Source organism: Sphingobium sp. MI1205 (genome assembly GCF_001563285.1).
Lineage (GTDB): Bacteria > Pseudomonadota > Alphaproteobacteria > Sphingomonadales > Sphingomonadaceae > Sphingobium.
In genome coordinates, this window is the sequence record NZ_CP005188.1 from 2,254,573 (window position 1) to 2,280,800 (window position 26,228).

The following is a 26,228-nucleotide window of genomic DNA, read 5'->3' on the forward strand; positions in this document are numbered from 1 at the left end:
GCCAGTTGCCTTAGGCGCGAACGAGCAGGACGTCCACCACCGGCTTCTTGCCCGTCCAGCGGGTCGCCGTCCGCCGCACGGCCAGCCGCACCCGCTCGCGCAGTGCTTCTTCGTCCTGCGACCCCTTGGGCACCACCTGCGCTGCTTCGTCAGCCGCCTCCGCCAGGAAAGCGGCCTTGTCTTCCTCGACCGGCACGCCCTGCGTCCGCAAAGCCGGCTCGCCGATCAGCTTGCCCTTGCGATCCAGCGCCACCGCGACGCTGATCTGCCCGTGCAGCGCGATCTTGCGCCGCTCGTTCATGGTCGATCCGTCAGCGGGCAGGATGACATCGCCGTCCAGCACCAGCCGCCCGGTCCCTTCCTTGCCGATGATCTCCGGGCCGTTCGGCGCCAGCCGCAGCAGGTCGCCATTGGACTGCACCACCGCATGCGGGACGCCGTTCGTCAAACCCAGCCGCGCCTGTTCCGCCATGTGCCGGCGTTCGCCATGCACGGGCAGAAGTATCTGCGGCCGTACCCAGCTATACATCGCCTCCAGTTCAGGCCGCCCAGGGTGGCCTGACACATGCACTGCCGCCTGGCGGTCTGTGACCATCAGCACGCCCTTGGTCGCCAATGCGTTCTGGATGCGGCCGATCGCAATCTCATTGCCTGGGATCTGCTTGGACGAAAAAACGACCAGATCGCCCGTGTCCAGCTTGATGGGATGGCTTTCGAACGCGATCCGCGACAATGCCGCGCGCGCTTCGCCCTGCCCGCCCGTGGCGATGATCATCACCTCGTTGCGCGGCAAAGCCATAGCATCGTCCCAATCCACCGTCGGCGGAAAGTCCTTCAGATAACCCGCCGCCTTGGCCGTCGAAATGATCCGGTCCAGCGAGCGCCCGGCCACGCACAGCTTGCGTCCAACCGCGTTCGCCACCTCGCCCAGCGTCTGCAATCGCGCGGCGTTGGACGCAAAGGTGGTGACAAGCACCCGGCCCTTCGCCCCGGTGATCGTCGCCATCAACCCTTCGCGCACATCGCCTTCGGACCCGCTCGCCTCTGCGTTGAAGACATTGGTGCTGTCGCACACCAGCGCCAGCACGCCCTCGTCGCCGATCGCCGTCAGTTCCGCAGGGGTCGAAGGCTGGCCCAGCAGCGGCTTTTCATCCAGCTTCCAGTCGCCGGTGTGAAAAATGCGGCCATGGGGCGTGTCGATCAGCACCGCATTGCCCTCCGGGATCGAATGCGCCAGCGGCACATAGCGGAAACCGAATGGACCCAGGGCAAAGCTGCCCTCATTCTCGATCACGTGCAGCTTCACCTCACGGCTCAGCCCTTCTTCTTCCAGCTTCAGCCGGATCAGCCCCGCGGTGAAGGGCGTCGCATAAAGCGGCACGCCCAGATCGGCGGCCAGATAGGGGATCGCCCCGATATGATCCTCATGCCCGTGCGTCAGCACGATGCCGAGCAAATCCTCGCGCCGCTCCTCGATGAAGGACAGGTCCGGCAATATCAGCTCGACACCGGGATAGGCCGGATCGGCAAAGGTCAGGCCCAGATCGACCATCACCCACTTACCCTGGCAGCCATAGAGATTTACGTTCATGCCAATCTCGCCCGACCCACCAAGGGCCAGGAAGAGCAGCTCGTTTCCGGGTGTCATTAGTTATTCAAACTCCTCTCGTGCAACAGCGCCAACCCCAAAATGGTCAGGTCGGGCGCAATCGCATCGAATATGTCGCTATTCTCATCAAACAGGACGGCGAGCCCGCCTGTCGAAATTACTTTTGCCGGTCGGCCGATCTCCGCGCGTATCCGGGCGACCAGCCCTTCCATCATCGCGACATAACCCCAGAACACGCCAATGTGCATCTGCGCTTCCGTGTTACGACCGATAACCGATCGGTTCTCCGGCGGCGCAATGGCGATCTTGGGCAGCTTGGCCGCCGCCGCAACCAGTGCGTCCAGCGACAGGTTGATGCCCGGCGCGATGATGCCGCCCTTGTAGGTGCCGTGATAATCGACGACGTCGAAAGTGGTCGCGGTCCCGAAATCGATGACGATCAGGTCGCCCTTATATAGGTGGTGCGCCGCGATCACGTTGACAACCCTGTCAGCGCCGACCGAAGCCGGCTCGGCCACATCCAGCTCGATCCCCCATTCGACCGGAGCTTGACCCGCGACCAACGCGCTCGTCTTGAAATATTTTTCGGCCAGCACCTGCAGATTGTGCAACGCGCGCGGTACCACGGTCGCAATGATAACCGCGTCCACATCGGCAATGCTGAACCCCTCCAGCATCAACAGCTGGTTTAGCCACACGGCATATTCGTCGGCGGTGCGCCGTGGGTCGGTCGCGATCCGCCAGCGCGCGCGGATATCCCGTCCGTCAAGCAGCGCGAAAACCACATTGGTATTGCCCGCGTCGATCGCGAGAAGCATGGCCGGTCCCCCGGTTATCAGATGAGAAGGATGTCGCCCGCATGAATGGCACGGGCGTCGCCATTCGCCAAGCGCAGGATCAGCATGCCTTGCGTATCCAGCGTGCCGAAAGAACCCTCGACCACTTCGCCATCGGGCTGGACGACGCGCATGGCTGTACCTTTGGGATGGGCATTGAGCAGCCAGTGCGTCCGCACCGGGTCCAGCCCCTGCGCGCGCCAGACCGCCACCCAATGCCCGAACAGCTCGGCCAGTCGCTGGATCAGGATGCCCGCCTCGGCCTCGCTCGCGCCCTGTGCAGCCAAGCTCGTCACGGGCCGGTCAAGGCCGGTCGGATGGCCGGTCACATTGATGCCAATGCCCACGACGACGGCGTCCCCCGCCCGTTCCAGCAATATTCCGGCGATCTTCGCGCCATCGACCAGCACATCATTGGGCCATTTTATCTGCGCCTGCCCAGCGCACAGCGGCGCGACCAGCGCATGCACCGCATTGGCGGCCACCAGCGCCAACAGATGCGGCGGCGGATCGCCCGGTCGCAAGCGGACCAGCGTTGAACAGTAAAGATTTCCTTCGGGGCTTTCCCAGGCGCGGCCCATCCGACCCCGCCCTCCGATCTGGCGTCCGGCACGCAGCCAAGCGCCTTCCGGCACGCCTTGCTCCGCCAACGCCAACATGTCGGCGTTGGTGGAGCCGGTCTCCGCTACGAAACGGATGTCGGTCAGAATAGCGACGCGGCAGCCGCCGCGCTCGCCTGATCGAGCACGGGGTTCAGCAGATAGCCGACGACGATCACAACCGCGCAGGCAGTCAGGATGACATTCTCGACCGCCCCGCCGCGCGCTTCATAGGCGGCTGCCGGCTCGTCGAAATACATCGTCTTGATGATCTTCAGATAATAATATGCCCCGATCACCGAAGCCGCGATGCCGAAGGCGGCCAACGCCGTCAGTCCGGCCGCAACCGCCGCATCGAACACCAGGAACTTCGCCCAGAAACCGAACAGCGGCGGAATGCCCGCCATGGAGAACATGAAGATCGCCAACGCGGCGGCCAGCCCCTTGCGCGACTGGGACAGGCCAGCCAGGCTCGCGATGGTCTCGACCGGACGCCCTTCCGCATCGCGCATCTGAAGAATGCAGGCGAAACCGCCGATCGTCATGACGACATAGATCGCCATATAGCTCATCGTCGCCGCGACACCGGCCGGGGTCGCCGCGGCCAGGCCGATCAGCGCGAAGCCGACATTGTTGATCGACGAATAGGCCATCAGCCGCTTGATGTTGGTCTGGCCGATCGCCGCCACCGCACCGAAAATGATCGAAGCGAGCGCCACGAAAATCACGATCTGCTGCCAGTCCAGCCCCGCCGGACCGAGCGCCTCGATCGCGACGCGGACCGTCAGCGCCATCGCCGCCACCTTCGGCGCGCTGCCGAAGAATGCGGTGACCGGAGTCGGTGCGCCTTCATAAACATCCGGCGTCCACATGTGGAACGGCACAGCGCTCATCTTGAACGCCAGACCCGCCAGCAGGAAAACCAGGCCGAACAGTTCGCCCTTGCCCACTCCATCGCCCAACGCGACCGCAATGCCATCGAAACTCGTGGTGCCGGTGAAGCCGTACAACAGCGTCGTGCCGTAAAGCAGGATACCGCTCGCCAGCGAGCCAAGCACGAAATATTTCAGGCCCGCTTCGGAAGACCGCTCATCCTGCCGCATGAAGCTCGCCAGCACATAGGCGGCAAGGCTCTGCATCTCCAGCCCGACATACAGCGTCAGCAGGTCGCCCGCCGACACCATCATCCCCATGCCGATGCTGCTGAACAGGATCAGGATAGGATATTCCGGACGAAGCGCGCCCGACGCGAGGAAATAGCGCGGAGCAAGCAGGATGGCCGCCGCCGCCGCTGCATAGATCAGCACCTTGGCGAACACCGAAAAGGCATCCGCTCGGACCAGGCCGTCAAAGGCCAGCGGACCATGCGCCATCGAAGTCGGCAGCACCAGCGCCGCAACCACCAGCGTCAGCACCGACAGCCAGTTAACGACGCGCGCCGTGCCATCGCCGCCAAAGGCAGCGATCATCAGCAACACCAGGCCACCTGCTGTCAGGATCAGTTCCGGCAAAACCGCCAGAAGGGAAGCGGAATCAATCATCAGTGCGCCTCCCCCGACGCTTTTTCATGGGTCATTGGCGCAACTTCTTCATGATGGGCCGCCCCTGCAGGAATGGCTGGCCCCATCTTGATCTTGGAATCCCCGACCGGAGCGGCCGCGGCAAGGCGGGCCTCCAGCGCGCGGATGTCGGACCGCATCGGCGCCAGGAAGCTTTCAGGATAGATGCCCATCCACAGCACGGCGGCGGCGATCGGCGCCAACAGCCACATTTCACGCATCGACAGGTCCGGCATCGCCGCCGCATCGGCATTCTTCTGTTCGCCATAACAGATGCGGCGATAGAGATAGAGCATATAGGCCGCACCCAGAATGATGCCCGTGGTGCAGACCAGCGCGACCCAGCTCGACGCCTGATAAATGCCCATCAGGGCCAGGAATTCGCCGACAAAGTTGCTCGTCCCCGGCAATCCGACCGACGCCATGGTGAACAGCAGGAACAGCACCGCATATTTGGGCATGTTGATCGACAGGCCGCCATAACGGGCAATCTCTCGCGTATGCAGACGGTCGTAGATCACGCCCACGCACAGGAACAGCGCGCCCGACACCAGGCCGTGGCCCAGCATCACCATCATCGCGCCTTCAATGCCCGCCTGGTTGAACGCGAACAGGCCGACCGTGACGATCGCCATGTGCGCGACCGATGAATAGGCGATCAGCTTCTTCATGTCGGTCTGCACCAGCGCGACGAGGCTGGTATACACCACCGCCACCATCGACAGGCCCCATACGAGCCACGCCAGTTCGGCGGAGGCTTCCGGGAACATCGGCAGCGAGAAGCGGATGAAACCATAGCCGCCCATCTTCAGCAGCACGCCCGCCAGGATGACAGAACCTGCCGTAGGCGCCTGAACGTGCGCGTCGGGCAGCCAGGTGTGGACTGGCCACATCGGCATCTTGACCGCAAAGCTCGCGAAGAATGCGAGGAACAGCCAGGTCTGAACATGCGGATCGAAATTATACGCCATCAGCGTCGGGATGTCGGTGGTGCCAGCTTCATGCACCATCCACATCATCGCGATCAGCATCAGCACCGATCCGAGCAGCGTATAGAGGAAGAATTTGTAGGACGCGTAGATGCGGTCCGCCCCGCCCCAGATGCCGATGATCAGGTACATCGGAATCAGCCCGGCTTCGAACATCACGTAGAAAAGGTAGAGATCCTGCGCCGTGAAGACGCCGATCATCAGCACCTCCATGAACAGGAAGGCAGCCATATATTCGCCCACCCGCTTCTCGATCGACTGCCAGCTCGCGCCGATGCAGATCGGCATCAGGAACACAGTCAGCATGATCAGGACGAGCGCGATGCCGTCGATGCCCAGCGCCCAAGCGAAACGGCCGAAAATCGGCGCATATTCCTGGAACTGCCATTGCGCGGCGGTGTCCGCCTGGTCGAAATTCGCCCATAGCAGCACGCCGAGCGCCAGATCGACCAGCGTCGCCACCAGCGCAATCCAGCGCGCCTGGTTCGCGCCCGCATAGAGACAGGCAATGGCCCCCGCCATCGGCACTGCCATCATCAGGGAAAGGATGGGGAAGCCGTCCATTATCGTGTCATCGCCCAGGTTGCTGCCGCGGCGAGGCCGATCAGCATCACCAGCGCGTATGTGTAGAGGTAGCCGGACTGAAGCCGACGGGTGACTTTGTTGCCCTGCACGACCAGCGCGGCGAGCCCATTGGGGCCGAAGCGGTCGATGAAACCGACGTCACCGAACTTCCAGAAGAAGCGGCCGATGGCGAAGGCGGGCCTGACGAACAGGAAGTGGTAAAGCTCGTCAAAATACCATTTGTTGAGCAGGAACTGGTACAGCACCCCGAACTCGGCGACGAACCGCCGCGGCCAGTCGGTGTTCTTGATATAGCTCAGCCACGCGATGACGAGGCCGGTCAGCATCACCGTGAACGGCGCGAACTTGACCCACACCGGCACTTCATGCGCGGCATGCATCAGATGACTGTCGAACGACAGCGCGCCCTTCCAGAACTCGACGCCGCCCTCGGAGCCAATGAACTGGTCGTGGAAAATGAAACCGGCGAACACCGCGCCCAGGCTCAGCACGATCAACGGGATCAGCATGACCCACGGACTTTCATGCGGATGATAGCCGCCAGTGCCGCCATGCAGCGCATGCGCATCAGCTTCATGCCCATGGGGGTCATGACCTGCATTTTCCTGCGCCGGGGCGTTGGCATGCTCCGACCCATGACCATGGGTCGCATGATCGTCATGCGTCGTCTCTTCATCGGGTGATTCATGATGGCCGTGGATCGCGTGCTGGATATGCTCCGAAGCGGCCCAGCGCGGCTTGCCGAAGAAGGTCAGGAATACCAGCCGCCAGCTGTAGAAGCTGGTCAGCAGCGCCGCGAACACGCCCACGAGGAACGCACCCACGCCCGCGCCGCCCGAAGCATAGGCAGCCTCAAGGATGCCGTCCTTCGAATAGAAGCCCGCAAAGCCGACGCCGACGAGCGGCAGGCCGACGCCCGTGATGGCCAGCGTGCCCAGCGTCATCGTCCAGAAGGTGATCGGGATCTCCTTCCGCAGCGCGCCATAATAACGCATGTCCTGCTCATGGTGCATCGCATGGATCACCGATCCTGCGCCCAGGAACAGCAGCGCCTTGAAGAAAGCGTGCGTGAACAGGTGGAACATCGCCGCGCCATATGCGCCGACGCCCGCCGCGAAGAACATGTAGCCCAGCTGCGAACAGGTTGAATAGGCGATGACGCGCTTGATGTCGTTCTGCACCGTGCCCACCGTGGCCGCGAACAGACAGGTGGCCGCGCCGATGAACGTCACGAAACCCAAAGCGGTCGGCGATGTTTCGAACATCGGCGACAGGCGGCACACCATGAACACGCCCGCAGTCACCATCGTCGCCGCGTGGATCAACGCCGACACAGGGGTTGGGCCCTCCATCGCGTCCGGCAGCCAGGTGTGCAGGCCAAGCTGCGCCGACTTGCCCATCGCACCGATGAACAGCAACAGGCACAGAACGGTCATCGTGTCGAAGCGATAGCCGAGAAAGCCGATGGTCGAACCCGCCATTGACGGCGCTGCGGCCAGGATTTCCGGGATCGAGATGGTGTCGAACACCAGATAGGTGCCGAAAATGCCCAGCATGAAGCCAAGGTCGCCGACGCGATTGACCACGAAGGCCTTGATCGCTGCGGCGTTGGCGCTCGGCTTGCGGAACCAGAAACCGATCAGCAGGTACGACGCAAGACCGACGCCTTCCCAGCCGAAGAACATCTGCAACAGATTGTTCGCCGTCACCAGCATCAGCATCGCAAAGGTAAAGAGCGAGAGATAGGCGAAGAAGCGCGGCTGATCCGGCTCCTCCTCCATATAGCCCCAGCTGTAGAGGTGGACGAGGCTCGACACGCTGGTGATGACGACCAGCATGACCGCCGTCATCGCATCGACGCGCAGCGCCCATTGGGCGTCGAAGCTGCCCGACTGGATCCAGGTGAAGGCGGGCGCGACATAGGCTTCCGCATGACCGGTCAGGAAGCTGATGAAGATCGGCCAGCTCAACGCGCAGCTGATGAACAGCGCGCCGGTGGTGATGATCTTCGCGGGCAGATTGCCCAGCGCCTTGTTGCCAAGGCCGGCGATGACAGCCGCGATGAGCGGAAGAAGGACGATAAGCTGGATCATGTCAGGCTCAGCCCTTCATCCGGTTGACATCATCGACGGCGATGGTGCCGCGACCACGGAAATAGATGACGAGGATGGCAAGGCCGATGGCCGCCTCACCCGCCGCGACGGTCAGCACGAACATCGAAAATACCTGCCCGACCAGATCGCCAAGAAATGCGCTGAACGCAACCAGGTTGATATTCACGCTGAGCAGGATCAGCTCGATCGCCATCAGGATGATGATGACATTCTTGCGATTGATGAAGATGCCCAGCACGCCCATCACGAACAGGATCGCGCTGACCACAAGATAATGCTGAAGGCCGATCACAGCTCCACCCCCTGCCCCACGGGCTGATTGACGTTGCGGATCGCATCCTGCGGACGGCGGCGGTTCTGCTTCGCGATATTCTGGCCGCGCACGCCGCCCCGCGCCCGATGCGTCAGCACGATGGCGCCGATCATCGCGACCAGCAGAACGATGCCCGCCGCTTCGAACAGGAAGATATAGCGCGTGTACAGCAGTCCCCCGATCGCCTGAATGTTGGACAGATCCGGGTTCATCGGCGCGGCCCGCTGCGCCAGTTCGACCGGCCCCGCGCTCCAGATGCCGATGCCCAGCACGATCTCCGCCAACAGCACCAGCGCGATCAGCGCGCCGAACGGCAGGTAATCGACAAAACCCGCGCGCAGCTCGGCAAAGTCGATGTCCAGCATCATGACGACGAACAGGAACAGCACCGCGACCGCGCCCACATAGACGATGATCAGCAGCATCGCGATGAACTCCGCGCCCAGCAGCACCATCAGGCCCGCCGCGTTGAAGAAGGCCATGATCAGCCACAACACCGAATGGACCGGATTGCGCGACAATATGGTGAGCGCGCCGCTGCTCACCACCAGAATGGCGAACAGGTAAAAGGCGAGGACGTGAATCACAGGTTCATATTTCCCTTTGACGCGCGCGGCTTAACGATAGGGGGCATCGGCGGCAAGGTTCGCGGCGATCGCGCGCTCCCACTTGTCACCATTTTCAAGGAGCTTGGCCTTGTCGTAGATCAGCTCCTCGCGGGTTTCGGTCGCGAACTCGAAGTTCGGCCCTTCCACGACCGCGTCCACCGGGCAGGCTTCCTGGCAGAAGCCGCAATAGATGCACTTGGTCATGTCGATGTCGTAGCGCGTCGTGCGGCGGCTGCCGTCCTCGCGCGGCTGCGCCTCGATGGTGATCGCCTGCGCCGGACAGATGGCTTCGCACAGCTTGCACGCGATGCAGCGTTCTTCGCCATTGGGATAGCGGCGCAGCGCATGCTCCCCCCGGAACCGCGGCGAAATCGGGTTCTTTTCATAGGGGTAGTTGATCGTCGCCTTGGGCTTGAAAAAATATTTCAAGGTCAGCCAGTGCGCCTTCACGAACTCCCAGAGGGTGAAGGATTTGACATAATAGCCGAGGCTCATTGTGCGCCTCCATAGCGCGTCAGCATGAGGAAGCCCGAAACCAGGAAGACGAAGAAGAGCGAGGTAGGCAGGAATATCTTCCAGCCCAGCCGCATCAGCTGGTCATAACGGTAACGGGGCACCGTCGCCTTCACCCAGGAGAAGACGAAGAAGAAGAACAGAATCTTGGCGAACAGCCAGAGGATGCCTGGCACATAATAGAGCGGCGCCCAATCGAACGGCGGCAGATAACCGCCCCAGAACAGGATCGCGTTCAGCGCGCACATCAGGATGACGTTGGCATATTCGCCTAGCCAGTAGAGCGCGAAGGCCATGGACGAATATTCGGTCTGATAGCCCGCGACCAGTTCGCTTTCCGCCTCGGTCAGGTCGAAGGGCGCGCGCGCCGTTTCCGCCATGGCCGAGATCAGGAACATGATCGCCATCGGGAAGAGCAGCGGGTTGAAGCCGTTGCCGTTCAGGAAGCCATAATAGCCCTTCTGGCTTTCCACGATTGCGGTCAGATTGAAGCTGCCCGCCCACAGCACGACGCAGATCAGGATGAAGCCGATCGAGACTTCGTAGGAAATCATCTGCGCCGACGCACGGATCGCCGAATAGAAGGGATATTTGGAGTTGGACGCCCAACCCGCCAGCACGATGCCGTACACGCCGAGCGACGAGATTGCGAGGATGTAGAGCAGGCCCACATTGATGTCCGCCAGCACGACGCCCACGTCGAACGGCACCACCGCCCACGCCAGCAGCGCCACGGTAAAGGTGATGATGGGCGCGATGATGAACAGCGCCTTGTTCGCCGCCGAGGGAATGATCGTTTCCTGCAGGAAAACCTTCAAGCCATCCGCGAAGGACTGGAGCAGGCCGAAAGGCCCGACCACGTTCGGACCCCGCCGCAGCGCCATCGCCGCCCAGATCTTGCGGTCGGCATAGATGATCATGGCCACCGCCAGCATCAGCGGCAGGGCGATCACCAATATGCCGATGATCGTTGAAAGCAGCCAGGCGCCGTTGAACGGCATGCCCAGATTTTGGAAGAAAGCGGTCACTTATGTCCCCCCGCCCGTTCGGGCTGAGCCTGTCGAAGCCCGCGCGCGCCCTTCGACATTTGAACGAGACAATCGGCTCGATCAAACAGGGCGAACGGAAGTTTCCAGTCCATCATCACTCCGCGGCCTCCGCGAAACTCACGCCGTGGATCAGCTCGGCCGAACATTGCTGCATCGTCGGGCTGGCACGGCAGATGGCGTTGGTGAGGTAGAAATCCTTGATCGGCGAACCGAATTCGCCGCTCGCGCCGGTCGGCAGCCTGGGGATCGACCAGCCATAATCGGCCAGCCCCTCGACGCCCAGCGCCGGAACCGCCTTCGCCATTTCGGTGCGGAGAGCCTCGAAGCTGTCGAACGGCAGGGTTGCGCCCATCACTTCCGACAAAGCGCGCAAGATCGACCAGTCTTCCCGCGCGTCGCCCGGCGCGAACACGGCCCTTTCGCCACGCTGCACCCGGCCTTCCAGATTGACGTAGGTGCCCGCCTTTTCGGCATAGCTTGCGCCCGGCAGGATAACGTCCGCCGCATGCGCGCCCTTGTCGCCATGATGGCCGATATAGACTTTGAAGCTGTCCTCGAACGCCGAATAATCGACCTCGTCCGCGCCCAGCGAGAAAAGCAGCTTGGGGCTAGCCGCCGCCACTGCCTTGATCCCGCCCTGCGTCGCATAGCCGAGCATCAGCCCGCCCATCCGTGCCGCCGCGAAGTGCAGGACGTTATATCCGTTCCAGCCCTCTTTCACGAGGCCCAGCGTATCGACCAGCGCGAGCGTGTCGCCATGCGCGCCGTCCTTCGCCAACACGCCGCCACCGACGATCATCGCCGGGCGAGCGGCCTTGCCGAACGCCTCGACCACCGCTTCCGGCAGCTTCGCCAGCAGCGATGCGTCATTGCCGAGCCATTCGACCTTATAGGTCAGGTCAACCTGCGGCCCGATGCCGAAAACCTTCGCGCCCTTCTTGATCGCCTTGCGGATACGGGTGTTTACCAGCGGCGCTTCCCAGCGCAGGTTGGTGCCGACCAACAGGATCGCGTCCGCCGTCTCTATGCCATTGAGCGTCGTGTTGAAGTTCACAGCAGACAGGCTCGACACATCATAGGCAAGGCCGGTCTGACGCCCTTCGAGCATCGTTCCGCCCAGCTTTTCGACCAGCGCCTTGCCCGCGAACATGGTTTCGCAATCGAGCAGGTCGCCCGCCAGCGCCGCGACCGAACCGCCGTGCTTTACCGCCGCGATGGCGGCAAATGCCTCGTTCCAGGTCGCCGGGACGAGCTTGCCGTCCTTGCGGACATAGGGCTTGTCGAGCCGCTTGCGGACCAGACCATCGACATTGTGCCGGGTCTTGTCGCTCGCCCACTCCTCGTTAACGTCGTCGTTGATGCGCGGCACGGCGCGCAGAACCTGACGGCCCCGGCTGTCGAGCCGGATATTGGTGCCGACCGCGTCCATCACGTCAATCGCTGGCGTCTTGCGCAACTCCCACGGACGCGCCTCAAACGCATAGGGCTTGGACGTCAGCGCGCCGACCGGGCAAAGATCAACCACATTGCCCGACAGCTCGCTCTTGGCGGCATGTTCGAGATAGGTGGTGATCTGCATATCCTCGCCGCGGTAGATGGCGCCGATTTCCGGAACGCCCGCGACTTCCTCGGCAAAGCGCACGCAGCGGGTGCACTGGATGCAGCGGGTCATGATCGTCTTGACGATCGGACCCATATATTTCTCGGTGACGGCGCGCTTGTTCTCGTCGAACCGGCTCGAACCCTTGCCGTAAGCGACCGACTGGTCCTGCAAATCGCATTCGCCGCCCTGGTCACAGATCGGGCAGTCGAGCGGGTGGTTGATGAGCAGGAACTCCATCACCCCTTCGCGCGCCTTCTTGACCATTTCGGTCTGCGTGAAGATTTCCTGATTTTCAGCAGCCGGCAGCGCGCACGACGCCTGCGGCTTGGGCGGTCCGGGCTTCACCTCGACCAGGCACATGCGGCAATTGCCCGCGATGCTGAGCCGTTCATGATAGCAGAAGCGCGGAATTTCCTTCCCCGCCAGCTCGCACGCCTGGAGGACAGTCGCGCCCGCCGGAACCTCAAGTTCTACGCCGTCTACTTTGACTTTAGGCATTAGAGATTACCTCGCAGCCATATGATGCTGCCGATGATTGCAAAGAGAAAAGCGAGGGCCAGCGTGACAAAGCAGCCAATGCGATGCCACCTCCGGCTACGCTGGTCCTTTGAAGGGATGAGCAGGCCAAAACCCTCGAGTACTGCGAAGAGAAGATCCATCGGGTCACTCCGCCGCCTCCATCACGGGCGCGCCGCGTTCGTTGATCCGCCGCTCGATCTCCGGCCGGAAGTGCCGGATCAGGCCCTGGATCGGCCAGGCCGCCGCGTCGCCAAGCGCGCAGATGGTGTGCCCTTCGACCTGCTTGGTCACCTGATGCAGCATGTCGATTTCGCCAATGTCCGCCTCGCCCGAGCGCAGGCGTTCCATCACGCGCCACATCCAGCCGGTGCCTTCGCGGCAGGGCGTGCACTGGCCGCAGCTCTCATGCTTGTAGAAGTAGGAGAGACGGCTGATCGCGCGGACGATGTCGGTCGACTTGTCCATGACGATGACCGCTGCCGTGCCGAGGCCCGAACCAAGCGCCTTCAGGCCATCAAAGTCCATCGGCGCATCCATGATCTCACGCGCAGGAACCAGCGGAACCGACGACCCGCCGGGGATCACCGCCAGCAGATTATCCCAGCCGCCGCGAATGCCGCCACAATGCCGGTCGATCAGCTCCTTGAAGCTGATGCCCATCGACTCCTCGACGACGCAGGGCTTGTTCACATGGCCGCTGATCTGGAAGAGCTTGGTGCCCTTGTTATTTTCCCGCCCGAAGCTGGAGAACCATTCGGACCCACGCCGCAGGATCGTGGGAGAAACAGCTATCGATTCCACATTGTTGACCGTCGTGGGACAACCATAGAGGCCCGCGCCAGCCGGGAAAGGCGGCTTCAGGCGCGGCTGGCCCTTCTTGCCCTCCAGGCTTTCGATCTGCGCGGTTTCCTCGCCGCAGATATAAGCGCCCGCGCCGCGATGGACGAAGACGTCGAAATCATAACCGGATCCGCATGCGTTCTTGCCAAGGAAGCCCTTCTCATAGGCCTGCTCCACAGCGGCGAAGAGCACCTTCGCCTCATAGATGAACTCGCCGCGAATATAGATATAGGCCGCGCGCGCCCGCATCGCGAAGCCCGCGACCAGCGCGCCCTCGATCAGCTTGTGCGGATCATGACGGATGATTTCGCGGTCCTTGCACGAACCCGGCTCGGATTCGTCCGCATTGATGACCAGAAAGCTCGGACGGCCATCCTTGCTTTCCTTGGGCATGAAGCTCCACTTCATGCCGGTCGGGAAGCCCGCGCCACCACGGCCGCGCAGGCCCGAAGCCTTGATGCGCTCGATAATCTCGTCCTGGCCGATTTGCAGCAGCGCCTTGGTATTGTCCCAATCGCCACGCTTCATCGCCGCGTCTATGCCCCAATCCTGGAAGCCATAGACGTTGGTGAAGATGCGGTCCTTGTCGCTGAGAGGCGCAATCACGTCACTCATGCCACGACTCCCATATTCGTCATCCCAGCGAAAGCTGGGATCTCAGGCGTCGGCGCGCTGAGGATGGAGACCCCAGCTTCCGCTGGGGTGACGGAACGGGGACAAACCATCACGCCCACTCCCCCCGATAATCGTGATTTTCGCCCACCATTTCCTTGAGCGTGGTCGGACCGCCTTCGGGGCAGCTCGTTTGGCGCTCGATCTGCGGCCCGATCTTGGGCTGCTTGCCAGCGGCGAGATCGTCGAGGATCGCGCTCATGCTGTCATAGGTCAGGTCTTCGTAATTATCGTCGTTGATCTGGACCATCGGCGCGTTGGCGCAGGCGCCCAGGCACTCGACTTCGTTCAGCGTGAACAGGCCGTCAGGCGTCGTGCCGCCCTTCACCAGCCCCTTGTTCTTGCAGGCCGAAAAGACATCGTCCGATCCGCGCAGCATGCAGGGCGTCGTACCGCACACCTGCACATGATAGCGGCCCACCGGCGCGAGGTTGTACATGGTGTAGAAGGTCGCGACTTCGTAAACCCGCATGTACGGCATTTCGAGCTGGTCGGCGATATATTCCATCACCGGCACCGGCAACCAGCCGTTGGTCTGCGTCTCCGCTCCCACCTGACGCTGGGCGAGATCGAGCAGCGGCATCACCGCCGACTGCTGCCGTCCTGCGGGATAGCGGGCGATGACCTTCTTCGCCTGTTCGGCATTCTCCGGCGTCCAGGCAAAATTGCCCCAGCGCGCGCGGGTTTCGGCCTCGTCCGGGATATGAACTGCGTCAGCCATTTAATACACCGTCACCCCAGCGAAAGCCGGGGTCTCATGAGGGTTCATGCAGCCGCCTGAGAGGCCAGCCTTCGCTGGCATGACGGCAAGAAAGTTGGTCGAGACGGTTTTCACCGGTCACACTCCCCGAACACGATGTCCATCGCGCCCAATACGGCGGTGGTATCGGCCAGCATGTGGCCCTTCAGCATGAAGTCCATCGCCTGAAGATGCGAGAAGGCCGTCGGGCGGATCTTGCAGCGGTAAGGCTTATTGCTGCCGTCCGCGACCAGATAGACGCCGAACTCGCCCTTGGGGCTTTCGGTCGCCACATAGACTTCGCCTGCGGGCACGTGGAAACCCTCGGTATAGAGCTTGAAATGGTGGATCAGCGCTTCCATCGACCGCTTCATTTCCCCGCGCTTGGGCGGCACAACCTTGCGGTCGAAGCTGGCGATCGGCCCTTCGGGCATCTCGTTCAGGCACTGCTTCATAATCCGCGCGGACTGGCGGACTTCCTCGACGCGCACCATGAACCGGTCATAGCAGTCATAGTTGGTGCCGACCGGAACGTCGAATTCCATCCGGTCATAAACGTCATAGGGCTGGCTCTTGCGCAGATCCCAGGCGATGCCCGACCCACGGATCATCGGGCCGGAAAAGCCCCATTTCAGCGCGTCTTCCTTGGAAACGACCGCAATATCGACATTGCGCTGCTTGAATATGCGGTTGTCCGCGACCAGGCTGATCGCATCCTCGAACAGGCGCGGCAGGCGCGTGTCCAGCCAGTCGGCAATGTCGGTCAGCAGCTTGAGCGGCACGTCCTGATGCACGCCGCCCGGCCGGAAATAGGCCGAATGCATGCGCGCACCCGAAGCCCGCTCGAAGAAGTTGAGGCAATCCTCGCGAATTTCGAACAGCCACAGGTTCGGCGTCATCGCGCCCACGTCCATGACATGCGATCCGAGGTTCAGCATGTGGTTGCAGATGCGGGTCAGCTCCGCAAAGAACACGCGCAGATATTGCGCGCGCAGCGGCACTTCCAGGTTCAGCAGCTTCTCGATCGCCAGCACATAGCTATGCTCCATGGCGAGCGGCGAACAATAATCCAGCCGGTCGAAATAGGGCAGCGCCTGCAAATAGGTCTTGTATTCGATCAGCTTCTCGGTCCCGCGATGGAGCAGGCCGACATGCGGGTCGCAGCGTTCGACGATCTCGCCTTCCAGCTCCATGACCAGGCGCAACACGCCGTGCGCCGCCGGATGCTGCGGGCCGAAGTTGATCGTGTAGTTCTGGATTTCGGTGTCGCCGAGCGTCGGGTCCGACGCGTCGGTCACATGATCCAGCTTTTCCAGATAGTCGGACATCAGGCCTTGTCCTCGGACTTTTTGTTAGCCTCGCTGTCGGTCGGCTCACCCGCGCCGCTGACGCCGGGCTTATCTGTCGTCTTGGGCGTGTCCGCCTTCGGCTCGCCCTTGGGCGCTGGCGCGGTGGGCGGCGGCGGAGGCGCGGCGACAGGCGAAGGCGCGCCGGGCGCCTGCGGAGCCTTCTCGTCGCCGGGCAGCACATATTGCGCGCCTTCCCACGGGCTCATGAAATCAAAGCTGCGGAAATCCTGGGCCAGGCGAACCGGCTCATAGACGACGCGCTTGTCCTCTTCGGAATAGCGCAGCTCGACATAGCCGGTCAGCGGGAAGTCCTTGCGCTGCGGATGCCCCTTGAAACCATAGTCGGTCAGGATGCGGCGCAGGTCGCCATTGCCCTCGAAGATGACGCCATACATGTCGAACACTTCGCGCTCCAGCCAGCCGGCGACCGGCCAAAGCTGTGTCACGCTGGGTACGGGCATGTCCTCGTCGGTCGACACCTTGACGCGGATGCGGTGGTTCCGCGTCACGCTGAGCAGGTGATAGCAAACCTCAAACCGCTCGGGACGATCGGGGTAATCGACCCCGGCAATCTCCATCAGCTGCTGATACTGCGCACGGTCGCGCAGCACTTCCATCGCCTCGACCAGACGCTCGCGCACGACGGTGAAGCTCAGCTCGTCGGCATGATCGACAGCCTCGACCAGCATGGAGCCGAGCAGGCCAGCGATTTCGTCCGCGCGCCCCTCAGGGTTCACGATCTTCGGTGCAGAATGACCCATATCAGCGCTCAATCGTCCCGATCCGGCGGATCTTCCGCTGCAACTGCATCACGCCATAGAGCAGCGCTTCGGCAGTGGGCGGGCAGCCCGGCACATAGATGTCCACCGGCACGATCCGGTCGCAGCCACGCACTACAGAATAGCTGTAGTGATAATAGCCGCCGCCATTGGCGCAGGACCCCATGGAAATAACATATTTCGGTTCCGACATCTGATCGTAAACCTTGCGCAACGCAGGAGCCATCTTGTTGCACAGGGTGCCCGCCACGATCATCACGTCCGACTGGCGCGGGGACGCGCGCGGGGCAGCGCCGAAACGCTCCATGTCATAACGCGGCATGTTCACATGGATCATCTCCACCGCGCAGCAGGCGAGGCCGAAGGTCATCCACCACAATGAACCGGTACGGGCCCAGGTGAACAGATCCTCCGTCGATGTGACCAGAAACCCCTTGTCACTGACTTCGCTGTTCAGCGCGTTGAAGAAATCCTGGTCGGGCTGCGTTCCCACCGGCGGCAAGGTGCCGGGGATGGGACGGTCAAGTTCTACTCCCAATCGAGGGCTCCCTTCTTCCACGCATAAACGAGGCCAAGCACCAGCTCCGCTATGAAGATCATCATCGTCGCCCAGCCGGCCCAGCCTATCTGGTCAAGGCTGACCGCCCAGGGAAAGAGGAACGCCGCTTCCAGATCGAAGATGATGAACAGGATCGCGACGAGGTAGAAGCGCACGTCGAACTGGCTGCGCGGTTCCTCGAACGCGGGAAAGCCGCACTCATATTCCGACAGCTTGGCCGGATCAGGCTTATGCGCGCCGGTCAGGCGGCCGACCAGCATCGGCAGGAAGACGAACGCGCTAGACAGCAGCAAGGCGATCCCAAGGAAAATCAGGATCGGCAGATATTGGGCTAGATCGACCAACGGAATCCCCTGGGCGAAAATGAATATGGGCGCGCTTTAGGCCCGCTGCATATGCGAAGCAAGGCCCGGCGGCGTGAGAATGACTCGCAAGTAACCCACATTTTGAACAACGCGACAACTGCGCCTTTAGCGCAGCGCCCCCGCCACCAGCTTGTGCAGCTTGCTGTGGATCGCGTCATTGCCCGCGATCACTTCCCGGCGCTCGATCGGCTGGTCGCCGCCGCGGAAGTCGGTGACGAAACCGCCCGCCTCGCGCACCAGCAGGATGCCCGCCGCAACGTCCCATGGCTGCAATCCGCTTTCCCAGAAACCGTCATAGCGCCCCGACGCGACATGGGCGAGGTCCAGCGTCGCGGCGCCGAACCGGCGAATACCCGCGACCGAAGGCCCCACCGCGCCGAACACGCGCGTCCACTGTGCGAAGTCGCCATGCCCCATGAAGGGAATGCCCGTCGCGATCAGGCATTCGCCCAGGTCGCGACGCGCCGATACGCGCAACCGCTGGTCATGCCGCCACGCGCCGCGATTCTTTTCCGCCCAATAGGTTTCGTCCGTCACCGGTTGATAGACCAGCCCGGTCGTGACTTCCTTCTTACCGCCATAAAGCGGCTCTTCCACCGCGATCGAAATGGCGAAGTGCGGGATACCGTGCAGGAAGTTGGTCGTCCCGTCGAGCGGATCGATGATCCAGCGCGGCTTGTTCGGGTCACCCTCGATCACGCCGCCTTCTTCCAGCAGGAAACCCCAGTCGGGCCGCGCCTTTTGCAGTTCCTCGACCAGGGTCTGCTCGGCCTGCTTGTCCGCCTTGGACACGAAGTCCGCCGGTCCCTTGCGCGAAACCTGCAGATGCTCGACTTCGCCAAAGTCACGCCGCAGCTTCGACCCCGCCTTGCGCACGGCGCGCTCCATGACGGTAAGAAGGCCTGAATGGGATACCATGTTCTATTCTCCCCCCTCCCGCAAGCGGGAGGGGATAGGGGTGGGCTGCCGCGCCAGCGGCACAAAAAATGAAAGGGCAGGAGGCTCGCTTCGCTCGCCACCCACCCCCTGCCCCTCCCGCAAGCGGGAGGGGAGTTCTCTTTAATCCGCCCGCTTCACATATTCCCGCTCATACACATCGACGATGATGCGCGTGCCGGTGACGATATGCGGCGGCACCATGACGCGCACGCCATTGTCGAGGATCGCGGGCTTATAGCTGGCCGACGCGGTCTGCCCCTTCACAACGGCGTCAGCTTCGACCACGGTCGCTTCAACGGTTTCGGGAAGCTGGACAGAAATCGGACGTTCGTCATACATTTCCAGCATGACCATCATGCCGTCCTGAAGAAACGCCGAAGCGTCGCCCACCAGATCCTGCGGCAGGTTGATCTGCTCATAGGTTTCCGTATCCATGAAGACGAGCATGTCGCCTTCCGAATACAGATACTGGAAATCCTTGGTGTCCAGCCGGATGCGCTCGACCGTTTCGGCGGAGCGGAAGCGGACATTGTTCTTGCGCCCGTCGATCAGGTTTTTCAGCTCGACCTGCATATAGGCGCCGCCCTTGCCGGGCTGGGTGTGCTGGATCTTGACGGCACGCCACAGGCTTCCGTCATATTCGATGTTGTTGCCGGGACGAATCTCGACGCCGCTGATCTTCATGGGAAGAGCCTGCCTATATGTCTGAAGGTGAAAAGAGCCGGCCTCTTTAAGGCTGGTGGCGCCTGTACATCGTGCCGCGTTTCAGGGCAAGTGGGTCAGCGGGCGCGCACCAGCAACGGATAGGGATTGATCGCACGCCCCCCATGCCATTTGTCGCCCGGCGCCATGTCGTGCACGGCAAAGTGCAAATGCGGGGCTGCCGGGTCGGCATTGCCGCTGCTGCCGACCGTCGCGATCTTCTGCCCACGCCTGACCGCCTGCCCCTCCGCCAGTCCCGGCGCATAGGCGTCCAGATGCGCATAATAATAGATGCGCCGCCCGTCGCCCGACCGCTGATAGATGGTCAGCCCGCCGTCCTCGCTGGTAAACAGCCGTTCGATCCGCCCGTCCGCAGCCGCCAGCACGGCGCTGCCCCGCGCCGCCATGATGTCTATCGCGTCATGCGCCCGCGCCCCGCCAGCGCGCGACTGCGTAAAAGTATCGACCAGCGCGTCGGGCGCCATGCCTTCGACCGGGATCAGCAGCGCTCCCGCTTCCCTTTCCGCCCGCTCCTGCGGCACGGCATGGTTCTTCGGCGCCTGGTCCGCAGGCACGATCCGCACGCACATCCTCAGGAACAGGACCAGCAGCAGGATGGCAAGCCCAATGCCTGCCCACCCCCGTCTGCCGGGCCGCCTCATGCACCGGGCCTCCTCATGCCCGGAAGACCGCCTTGACCCCGCTCTTCACCATCTGCGCCAGCCGCGCGGCATCCCAGTTGGTCAGGCGGATGCAGCCATGGCTTTCCGTGCGTCCGATAGTCTGGGGTTCGGGCGTGCCATGGATGCCGTAATGCGGCTTCGACAGGTCGATCCATACGACGCCCACGGGCCCGTTGGGACCGGGCTTGAGCACCGCTTTCTCATCGGCCGCATCGGCATCCCAGAACAGGTCGGGATTATAATGGAAGTCCGGGTTACGGCTGACGCCCTTTATCTCCCATGTGCCGATCGGCAACGGGTCATGCTCTGATCCCATGGTCGCGGGGAATTGCGCGATCAATCCATCCTGCGCGTCGAACACCCGCAGCACGCCATCGGATTTGTCCACGACGATATGGTCGGCCTGCGGCTGATCCTTCGCCACGGCCAGACTGGCGAGCGTACCGCCCCACCCGCGCTCGTCGCCCTCGATTGTGGCGACCGGCTGATTGCCGACCGCAGGCACCCGCACCCTCGCCCCTGCCCCCAGCTTCGTATCGGGACTGTTCAATGCCACCAGCACCTCAGGCTTGGTATGAAACCGCTCCGCCAGTTTCTCGATCAGGTTGCGATAGCCCAGCATGGGCAGCTTCGCCTGCTCGCCATAATCCTTGGGGATGGTCGAATAAGGCCCGCGCGCGAAGCCTTCGGGTATCGTCACCAGCCATGTCGCGGGCGGCGGACGGTCACCCAGCAGCGCCTTGGCCGTCGCCTCGTCAAATTTACCCGTCTCCGGCAATCCCTTCGCCTGCTGAAAGCCAGTCAACGCCGCGGTGAAGGACATGCCCTCCTTCCCGTCCAGCACGCCGGGCGAAAATCCCGCGCGGTCGAGCGCCACCTGCGCCTGCAGGATCGGATTTTGCGGCGGCTGCGATCCGGCAGGTTCCGGCACAATCGTAAAGGCATAGGGATCGCCAGCCGTCCTGGCCGCCGTGTCCTGCGCTCCTTCGGCTTTCTGGCCCGATGGCGCCGCGCCGCTTTCATTGGCGTCGGTCACGACAACATTGCACGCCGTACAGAGCAGCGTGAGGATCAACAGATGGGTTTTCAAGGCGATACTCTCCCGATTGTGAGGGAGAAAACGCGCGAAGTTCGTGAAAGCTGCCTGACCCGCCGCCATTCGTTTCGGGAACGACAGAAAAAGGAGGTTCAGCGCGTCCCCAAAACCTCCGCAAAGGCGCGCACGCCCGCCTCCGGGCCGCCTGCATGTCCCCAAACGGCGCTGCTCACCGCCAGAAAATCCGCGCCCGCCGCGACCAGAGGGGCGGCGTTTTCCGCCGTGATCCCGCCAATGGCGACGCAGGGCAGCTCGAACAGCGTCGTCCACCAGCCAAGGATCGACGGCTCTGCCCGGTGCAGCACTTCCTTGGTCGTCGTCGGATAGAAAGCGCCGAACGCCACATAGTCCGCCCCCGCTTCGCCTGCTTCCATCGCCAGATGGCGGCTGTCGTGACAGGTGACGCCAATCTGCACCTTCGGCCCCAATATCTTCCGCGCCTCCCGCGGGTCGCCATCGCCCTGCCCCAGATGCACGCCATCGGCCCCCAGCCGCTGGGCGAGCGCCACGCTGTCATTGACGATGAACGCCACTTCCCGCTCCGCGCACAGCTTCTGCAACGGTTCGGCGAGGCGCGCGATGGTGTCCTCGTCCACGCCTTTCAGCCGCAGCTGAAACGCCGCCACCTTGCCGCCATCGAACGCCTTTGCCAGCTGGTCGGCGAAGTCCTCGTCAATCGACGGTGGAGAGATCAGGTAAAGCTGGCAGGCCGGGCGAAAGCCCTTCTCAAACTGATCGGCAAAATGGGGGTCGAGCGCCAGCTCTTCGTCGGTAAAGTCGGTCATGCGCTGCCCTTTAGCGCGTTTCGTGGACGAAGGAAAAGGATGGAACCCCATCCCGGCCCCCACGCGTTCACGGGCCATGATCAGGATCGGTTGTTCAGGATGGAATTACCGCCATTGGCGCGGCCCTTTCTATCCCGAAAAACTTGTCCAGAAACGCTGGTTCGCCTTCTACGCCGAACATTTCGACACGGTGGAAATCAACAACAGCTTCTACCGCCTGCCAAAGCCGGAAACCGTCGATGCCTGGCGCGATCAGGCGCCGCCCGGCTTCTGCTACGCGGCAAAGGCCAACCGCTATCTTACCCAGGCGCTCAAGCTCAAAAATGGCGGAGAACCGATGGAGCGGATGATGGCGTCATTCCGCCATTTCGGTGCGGCGCTCTTATACTCAACAAGTTGAGAAGCCGACCGCTGTCGGCGTGGTGGACTCTGAGGCGAATATCAGGAACAAGCTGAACCGGGGCAAATTTACAGCGGTGTTTCTCATTCAATGCTTAAGGGCAATTGGCGCGTCGGCGCTGCACTTGCGGGACTGATTTTAGCTGGGGCAAATGCTCCACCAAAACAAGTTGAGCAACCCAAACAGGCCGCAATCCAAAGCGAGCTGAGCAAAGCCGTAGCGTCTGAAAGCACCCCCATCTCCAGTGTCAGGATACCCAATGACCGTGACACGGGCTGCAGTAAGGGTGAGGACAAGCGCGAGTCCGATCTTTGCGCCCAGTGGAAAGCCGCCGATGCTGCTCGCGAGGCTGCTGAATATGCCTGGTACACGATGCTGCTCGGCTTCGTTGGTACTATTATTGGCTTTGCTGGTACTCTTCTCCTGGTCTTCACTTTCTTCGAAACCCGAAAAACCGCGCGCGCGGAACTGAGGGCTTACGTCGCGGTCGATATGGACGGCATGGAGATAAACGGGCGCACCGGTGCGGCCGAAGTCAAGCTTAAGATCTGCAATCAGGGGCAAACGCCGGCCTTTAAATCGGTCTGGGCCGGGAACGTCGTGATCTCCACGCCCGAACAACTCGAACGCGATCTTGCTGTCACGCCACGCAAACAGCCAGAAATGGGGCGTCGCGTTCCAGCTACCGTCAACGGCCACCAAACTGCCAGCGGCTCATTTTTCAACCACGTGCCCTTTACCGTAGAGGAAATGAAGGCTGCGGTTTCGGGGGAAAAATCGCTCTTTGTCTTCGGGTTCGTTTGGTATGAAGATGCATTCGGGAAGAAGCGAGAAACGGTTTTCTGCTACCAATCCGCCCCTCTGCCTCCACCTAACATCAGCGGGAAGCCCATCGCTCAGGAAGGGCAATGGTCTCAGACGCACTTCTTTAACGACGCCACCTAAGTTCGCCTGGGGCGTCGGACGGCGGCAGCGCGGCATAGGATCCCGCGTCATCGAAAACATCGGCGAACAGCGCATTCACCGCGCGCATCGTTTCGATGTCGCCTCCCAAGAGGCGGATGACGGCGGCGCGGGAATTGCTTCCTGCCGCCGTCATCGCCCGATCACGCCACCTTCTTGGTCGATGCCGTGTAGATTTCGTCGATCGCTTGCCCCAGCGAGGCGTTGAACTCGTCATCGCTCATCTGGTGACGCAGATCGTTCAGCAGCGCGCGGCTGAAGCTGGCGATGATCCCCCGGTTCTTGGCCAGCTCCACGCAAGCTTCGGCGCGCGAGAAACCGCCCGACAGCGCCACGACGCGCAGCACGCGCGGATGATCGACCAGCGCATCGAACAGACCGGCCTTGGCGGGCAGCGACAGCTTCAGCATGACCTGCTGGTCGCTCGGCAGCGCGTCGAGCGCCTTCGTCAGTTCCTCCAGCAGGATCTGGTCGGCATCGGTCCGCTCGGGGCTCTTGATGTTGATTTCCGGCTCCAGCATCGGCATCAGCCCGGCGGCCAGAACCTGTTGCCCGACCTCGAACTGCTGCTTGACGATGGCGGCGATGCCCTCGCGGTTGGCGAGATTGATAACCGAACGCTCCTTGGTCCCGAACACGCCCAGCGACTTGGCGCGCTTGAGCAGCGTGTCCAGTTCCGGCATCGGCTTCATCAGCTGCACGCCGTTCGCTTCATCCTCCAGACCCTTGTCGATCTTGATGAAGGGCACGACGCCCCGCTCGATCAGCGCCTGCGGCACGGACTTGCCGCCCGCCTGGCCGTCCATCGTCCGTTCGAACAGGATCGCGCCGATCACCTTCTCGCCGCTGAAGGCGGGCGAGGTGATGATGCGGCTACGCATGTCGTGGATCAGGCCGAACATCTCTTCATCGTTCGACCACGCGCCTTCCTCGATGCCATAGCCCTTCAGCGCCTTGGGCGTCGACCCGCCGCTCTGGTCGAGCGCGGCGATAAAGCCGTTGCCGGCCGCAATCTTGTTCTTCATGTCCTGATCCAGCATCTGCACATACCTTCTCTGTAGCGTTGCGCCGCCCCATCGGCGGCGTCGTTAAATGAAAGGGGCCGCCATCTTTCCGAGGGCGGCCCCGCATATTCAGGCCATCAGCGCCTTGACGCCCGGCAGTTCCTTGCCTTCCATCCATTCCAGGAAAGCGCCACCCGCCGTCGATACAAAGGTGAAGTCTGCCGCCACGCCCGCATGGTTGAGCGCGGCCACCGTGTCGCCACCACCCGCCACGGACGTCAGCTGCCCTTCCTTCGTCAGCGCCGCCGCCGTCTTGGCCAGCGCCACAGTCGCCTTGTCGAACGGTGCGATCTCGAACGCGCCCAGCGGTCCGTTCCACACCAGCGTCCGGCAATTCTTGAGCGCGTCGCCCAGCGCCTCGACAGCGGCAGGGCCTACGTCCAGGATCATCTCGTCGGCGGCAACTTCATGCACGTTACAAGTCCGCACGGATGGCGGGTTGGCCGCGAATTCCTTCGCCACCACGACGTCATAGGGCAGGTGGATCGTGCAACCGGCAGCCTCGGCCTTGTCGAAGATCGCTTCGGCGGTCTCGGCCAGATCCTTCTCGCACAGCGACTTGCCCACGTCCACGCCGCGCGCGTGCAGGAAGGTGTTGGCCATGCCGCCGCCGATGATCAGATGATCGACCTTGGCGACCAGATTGTTCAGCACATCGAGCTTGGTGGAAACCTTCGCCCCGCCGACGACCGCCGCGACCGGCTTCACCGGCTCGCCCAGCGCCGCCTGCAACGCGTCCAGTTCCTTTTCCATCGACCGCCCGGCAAAGGCGGGCAGCTTGTGCGCCAATCCCTCGGTCGATGCATGGGCGCGGTGCGCGGCGGAAAAGGCGTCGTTCACGTAGAGGTCGCCGATCGCCGCCATGGCTTCCGCCAGCGCAGGATCATTCTTTTCCTCGCCGGGATGGAAGCGGGTATTTTCCAGGATCGAAATGTCGCCGGGCCGCATCACCGCGATGCCGTCCACCGCCGCCTGCCCGCAGCAGTCGGGAATGAACTGCACGTCGCGCCCCAGCACGGCGGTCAGCGGCCGCGTGATCTTCGACAGAGAATATTCCGGGTTCTTCTGCCCTTTGGGACGGCCGAAATGGGCCAGGATCAGCACCTTCGCGCCGCGATCGGCCAGTTCCAGGATCGTCGGCATCGCCGCTCGCAAGCGGGTGTCGTCGCTCACCGATCCATCCTGCATCGGCACGTTCAAATCTTCGCGCACCAGCACGCACTTGCCGCTGATGTCGCCCATATCGTCCAGCGTCTTGAAGGGCTTGGCCACCGGTATCTCCTACCGCCCCACCGTCATCCCAGCGAAAGCTGGGATCTCATGCCGCGGTCAGGACGTCAAAATCAGGCATCCCGGCCCATGCCGGGACGATGAAAAAAAGGGCGGACCGCAAAGTC

At 62.5% G+C, this 26,228-nt stretch carries 28 protein-coding genes; 3 read left to right on the top strand and 25 right to left on the bottom strand.

The window, feature by feature from the left end; genetic code table 11:
• Window positions 1–10: 10 nt before the first annotated feature.
• The 22 genes from K663_RS10875 to thiE all read right to left on the bottom strand — a co-directional run bounded on the left by K663_RS10875 (window position 11) and on the right by thiE (window position 22,404).
• Entirely contained in the window at window positions 11–1,648 is a 1,638-nt protein-coding gene (locus tag K663_RS10875; RefSeq protein ID WP_062117271.1) for a ribonuclease J, read from the bottom strand.
• Window positions 1,648–2,427, bottom strand: a complete 780-nt coding sequence (locus K663_RS10880) for a type III pantothenate kinase (RefSeq protein WP_062117273.1) — start codon at window positions 2,425–2,427, stop codon at window positions 1,648–1,650. The genes K663_RS10875 and K663_RS10880 overlap by 1 nt, the downstream gene beginning before the upstream one ends.
• 17 nt (window positions 2,428–2,444) lie before the next feature.
• The gene (locus tag K663_RS10885; protein ID WP_062117276.1) at window positions 2,445–3,104 is read right to left on the bottom strand and encodes a biotin--[acetyl-CoA-carboxylase] ligase; all 660 of its coding nucleotides are present in this window, start codon (window positions 3,102–3,104) and stop codon (window positions 2,445–2,447) included.
• Between the two features lie 44 nt (window positions 3,105–3,148).
• Window positions 3,149–4,585, bottom strand: coding sequence for an NADH-quinone oxidoreductase subunit NuoN (gene nuoN, locus K663_RS10890; protein ID WP_062117279.1), 1,437 nt, complete (start codon window positions 4,583–4,585; stop codon window positions 3,149–3,151).
• Window positions 4,585–6,156 carry an NADH-quinone oxidoreductase subunit M gene (locus tag K663_RS10895; RefSeq protein WP_062117282.1) on the bottom strand — a complete coding sequence of 524 codons (1,572 nt, stop codon included), beginning with the start codon at window positions 6,154–6,156 and terminating at the stop codon, window positions 4,585–4,587. The genes nuoN and K663_RS10895 overlap by 1 nt, the downstream gene beginning before the upstream one ends.
• Window positions 6,156–8,270, bottom strand: a complete 2,115-nt coding sequence (nuoL, locus tag K663_RS10900; RefSeq protein ID WP_062117285.1) for an NADH-quinone oxidoreductase subunit L — start codon at window positions 8,268–8,270, stop codon at window positions 6,156–6,158. Before nuoL ends, K663_RS10895 begins: the two co-directional genes overlap by 1 nt.
• A gap of 7 nt (window positions 8,271–8,277) precedes the next feature.
• Entirely contained in the window at window positions 8,278–8,583 is a 306-nt protein-coding gene (gene nuoK / locus K663_RS10905) for an NADH-quinone oxidoreductase subunit NuoK (protein WP_037463269.1), read from the bottom strand.
• Window positions 8,580–9,191, bottom strand: a complete 612-nt coding sequence (locus K663_RS10910; RefSeq protein WP_062117288.1) for an NADH-quinone oxidoreductase subunit J — start codon at window positions 9,189–9,191, stop codon at window positions 8,580–8,582. The genes nuoK and K663_RS10910 overlap by 4 nt, the downstream gene beginning before the upstream one ends.
• A 30-nt stretch (window positions 9,192–9,221) precedes the next feature.
• Window positions 9,222–9,707, bottom strand: a complete 486-nt coding sequence (gene nuoI / locus K663_RS10915) for an NADH-quinone oxidoreductase subunit NuoI (RefSeq protein ID WP_037463273.1) — start codon at window positions 9,705–9,707, stop codon at window positions 9,222–9,224.
• Window positions 9,704–10,753 carry an NADH-quinone oxidoreductase subunit NuoH gene (nuoH, locus tag K663_RS10920; protein WP_062117290.1) on the bottom strand — a complete coding sequence of 350 codons (1,050 nt, stop codon included), beginning with the start codon at window positions 10,751–10,753 and terminating at the stop codon, window positions 9,704–9,706. Before nuoH ends, nuoI begins: the two co-directional genes overlap by 4 nt.
• A gap of 115 nt (window positions 10,754–10,868) precedes the next feature.
• Window positions 10,869–12,875, bottom strand: a complete 2,007-nt coding sequence (gene nuoG, locus K663_RS10925) for an NADH-quinone oxidoreductase subunit NuoG (protein WP_062117293.1) — start codon at window positions 12,873–12,875, stop codon at window positions 10,869–10,871.
• A gap of 165 nt (window positions 12,876–13,040) precedes the next feature.
• Window positions 13,041–14,351 carry an NADH-quinone oxidoreductase subunit NuoF gene (gene nuoF / locus K663_RS10930; protein ID WP_062117297.1) on the bottom strand — a complete coding sequence of 437 codons (1,311 nt, stop codon included), beginning with the start codon at window positions 14,349–14,351 and terminating at the stop codon, window positions 13,041–13,043.
• Between the two features lie 109 nt (window positions 14,352–14,460).
• Window positions 14,461–15,129, bottom strand: coding sequence for an NADH-quinone oxidoreductase subunit NuoE (nuoE, locus tag K663_RS10935; protein ID WP_062117299.1), 669 nt, complete (start codon window positions 15,127–15,129; stop codon window positions 14,461–14,463).
• A gap of 110 nt (window positions 15,130–15,239) precedes the next feature.
• Window positions 15,240–16,475 carry an NADH-quinone oxidoreductase subunit D gene (locus tag K663_RS10940; protein ID WP_062117302.1) on the bottom strand — a complete coding sequence of 412 codons (1,236 nt, stop codon included), beginning with the start codon at window positions 16,473–16,475 and terminating at the stop codon, window positions 15,240–15,242.
• Window positions 16,475–17,257, bottom strand: coding sequence for an NADH-quinone oxidoreductase subunit C (locus K663_RS10945; RefSeq protein ID WP_062117304.1), 783 nt, complete (start codon window positions 17,255–17,257; stop codon window positions 16,475–16,477). The genes K663_RS10940 and K663_RS10945 overlap by 1 nt, the downstream gene beginning before the upstream one ends.
• Window position 17,258: 1 nt before the next feature.
• On the bottom strand, window positions 17,259–17,813 hold the full coding sequence (locus K663_RS10950) for a NuoB/complex I 20 kDa subunit family protein (protein WP_037463285.1): 555 nt from the start codon (window positions 17,811–17,813) through the stop codon (window positions 17,259–17,261).
• Entirely contained in the window at window positions 17,804–18,178 is a 375-nt protein-coding gene (locus K663_RS10955) for an NADH-quinone oxidoreductase subunit A (protein ID WP_062117306.1), read from the bottom strand. Before K663_RS10955 ends, K663_RS10950 begins: the two co-directional genes overlap by 10 nt.
• A 126-nt stretch (window positions 18,179–18,304) precedes the next feature.
• Window positions 18,305–19,117: an inositol monophosphatase family protein gene (locus K663_RS10960; protein WP_037463290.1), complete on the bottom strand. Its 813-nt coding sequence runs from the start codon at window positions 19,115–19,117 to the stop codon at window positions 18,305–18,307.
• A 141-nt stretch (window positions 19,118–19,258) separates the two neighbouring features.
• Entirely contained in the window at window positions 19,259–19,822 is a 564-nt protein-coding gene (efp, locus tag K663_RS10965; protein ID WP_062117308.1) for an elongation factor P, read from the bottom strand.
• Window positions 19,823–19,917: 95 nt separating this feature from the next.
• Complete coding sequence (locus K663_RS10970; protein ID WP_062117310.1) at window positions 19,918–20,502, bottom strand: M23 family metallopeptidase; 585 nt, start codon at window positions 20,500–20,502, stop codon at window positions 19,918–19,920.
• Window positions 20,503–20,515: 13 nt separating this feature from the next.
• Window positions 20,516–21,613: a L,D-transpeptidase family protein gene (locus K663_RS10975; protein ID WP_062120757.1), complete on the bottom strand. Its 1,098-nt coding sequence runs from the start codon at window positions 21,611–21,613 to the stop codon at window positions 20,516–20,518.
• 98 nt (window positions 21,614–21,711) lie between these two features.
• Window positions 21,712–22,404 (bottom strand): thiamine phosphate synthase, encoded by a 693-nt coding sequence (gene thiE, locus K663_RS10980; protein ID WP_062117313.1) that lies wholly within the window; start codon window positions 22,402–22,404, stop codon window positions 21,712–21,714.
• A gap of 76 nt (window positions 22,405–22,480) precedes the next feature.
• On the opposite strand from thiE, the gene K663_RS10985 reads away from it, so the two are divergent.
• From K663_RS10985 to K663_RS10990, 3 genes are read left to right on the top strand one after another with little or no spacing between them, the layout of a single operon-like run.
• Window positions 22,481–22,804, top strand: a complete 324-nt coding sequence (locus tag K663_RS10985) for a DUF72 domain-containing protein (protein WP_235589428.1) — start codon at window positions 22,481–22,483, stop codon at window positions 22,802–22,804.
• A gap of 22 nt (window positions 22,805–22,826) precedes the next feature.
• Window positions 22,827–22,940 carry a DUF6471 domain-containing protein gene (locus K663_RS25255; protein WP_443019006.1) on the top strand — a complete coding sequence of 38 codons (114 nt, stop codon included), beginning with the start codon at window positions 22,827–22,829 and terminating at the stop codon, window positions 22,938–22,940.
• Entirely contained in the window at window positions 22,895–23,749 is an 855-nt protein-coding gene (locus K663_RS10990) for a hypothetical protein (protein ID WP_062117316.1), read from the top strand. Before K663_RS25255 ends, K663_RS10990 begins: the two co-directional genes overlap by 46 nt.
• On the opposite strand, the gene K663_RS24325 is transcribed toward K663_RS10990, so the two are convergent.
• The 3 genes from K663_RS24325 to K663_RS11000 form a co-directional block, all read right to left on the bottom strand.
• On the bottom strand, window positions 23,733–23,903 hold the full coding sequence (locus K663_RS24325) for a hypothetical protein (RefSeq protein WP_158511171.1): 171 nt from the start codon (window positions 23,901–23,903) through the stop codon (window positions 23,733–23,735). The genes K663_RS10990 and K663_RS24325 overlap by 17 nt on opposite strands.
• 7 nt (window positions 23,904–23,910) lie before the next feature.
• Window positions 23,911–24,807 (bottom strand): fructose bisphosphate aldolase, encoded by an 897-nt coding sequence (locus tag K663_RS10995; protein WP_062117319.1) that lies wholly within the window; start codon window positions 24,805–24,807, stop codon window positions 23,911–23,913.
• A 93-nt stretch (window positions 24,808–24,900) separates the two neighbouring features.
• Window positions 24,901–26,073: a phosphoglycerate kinase gene (locus K663_RS11000; protein ID WP_201026703.1), complete on the bottom strand. Its 1,173-nt coding sequence runs from the start codon at window positions 26,071–26,073 to the stop codon at window positions 24,901–24,903.
• Window positions 26,074–26,228: the final 155 nt, after the last annotated feature.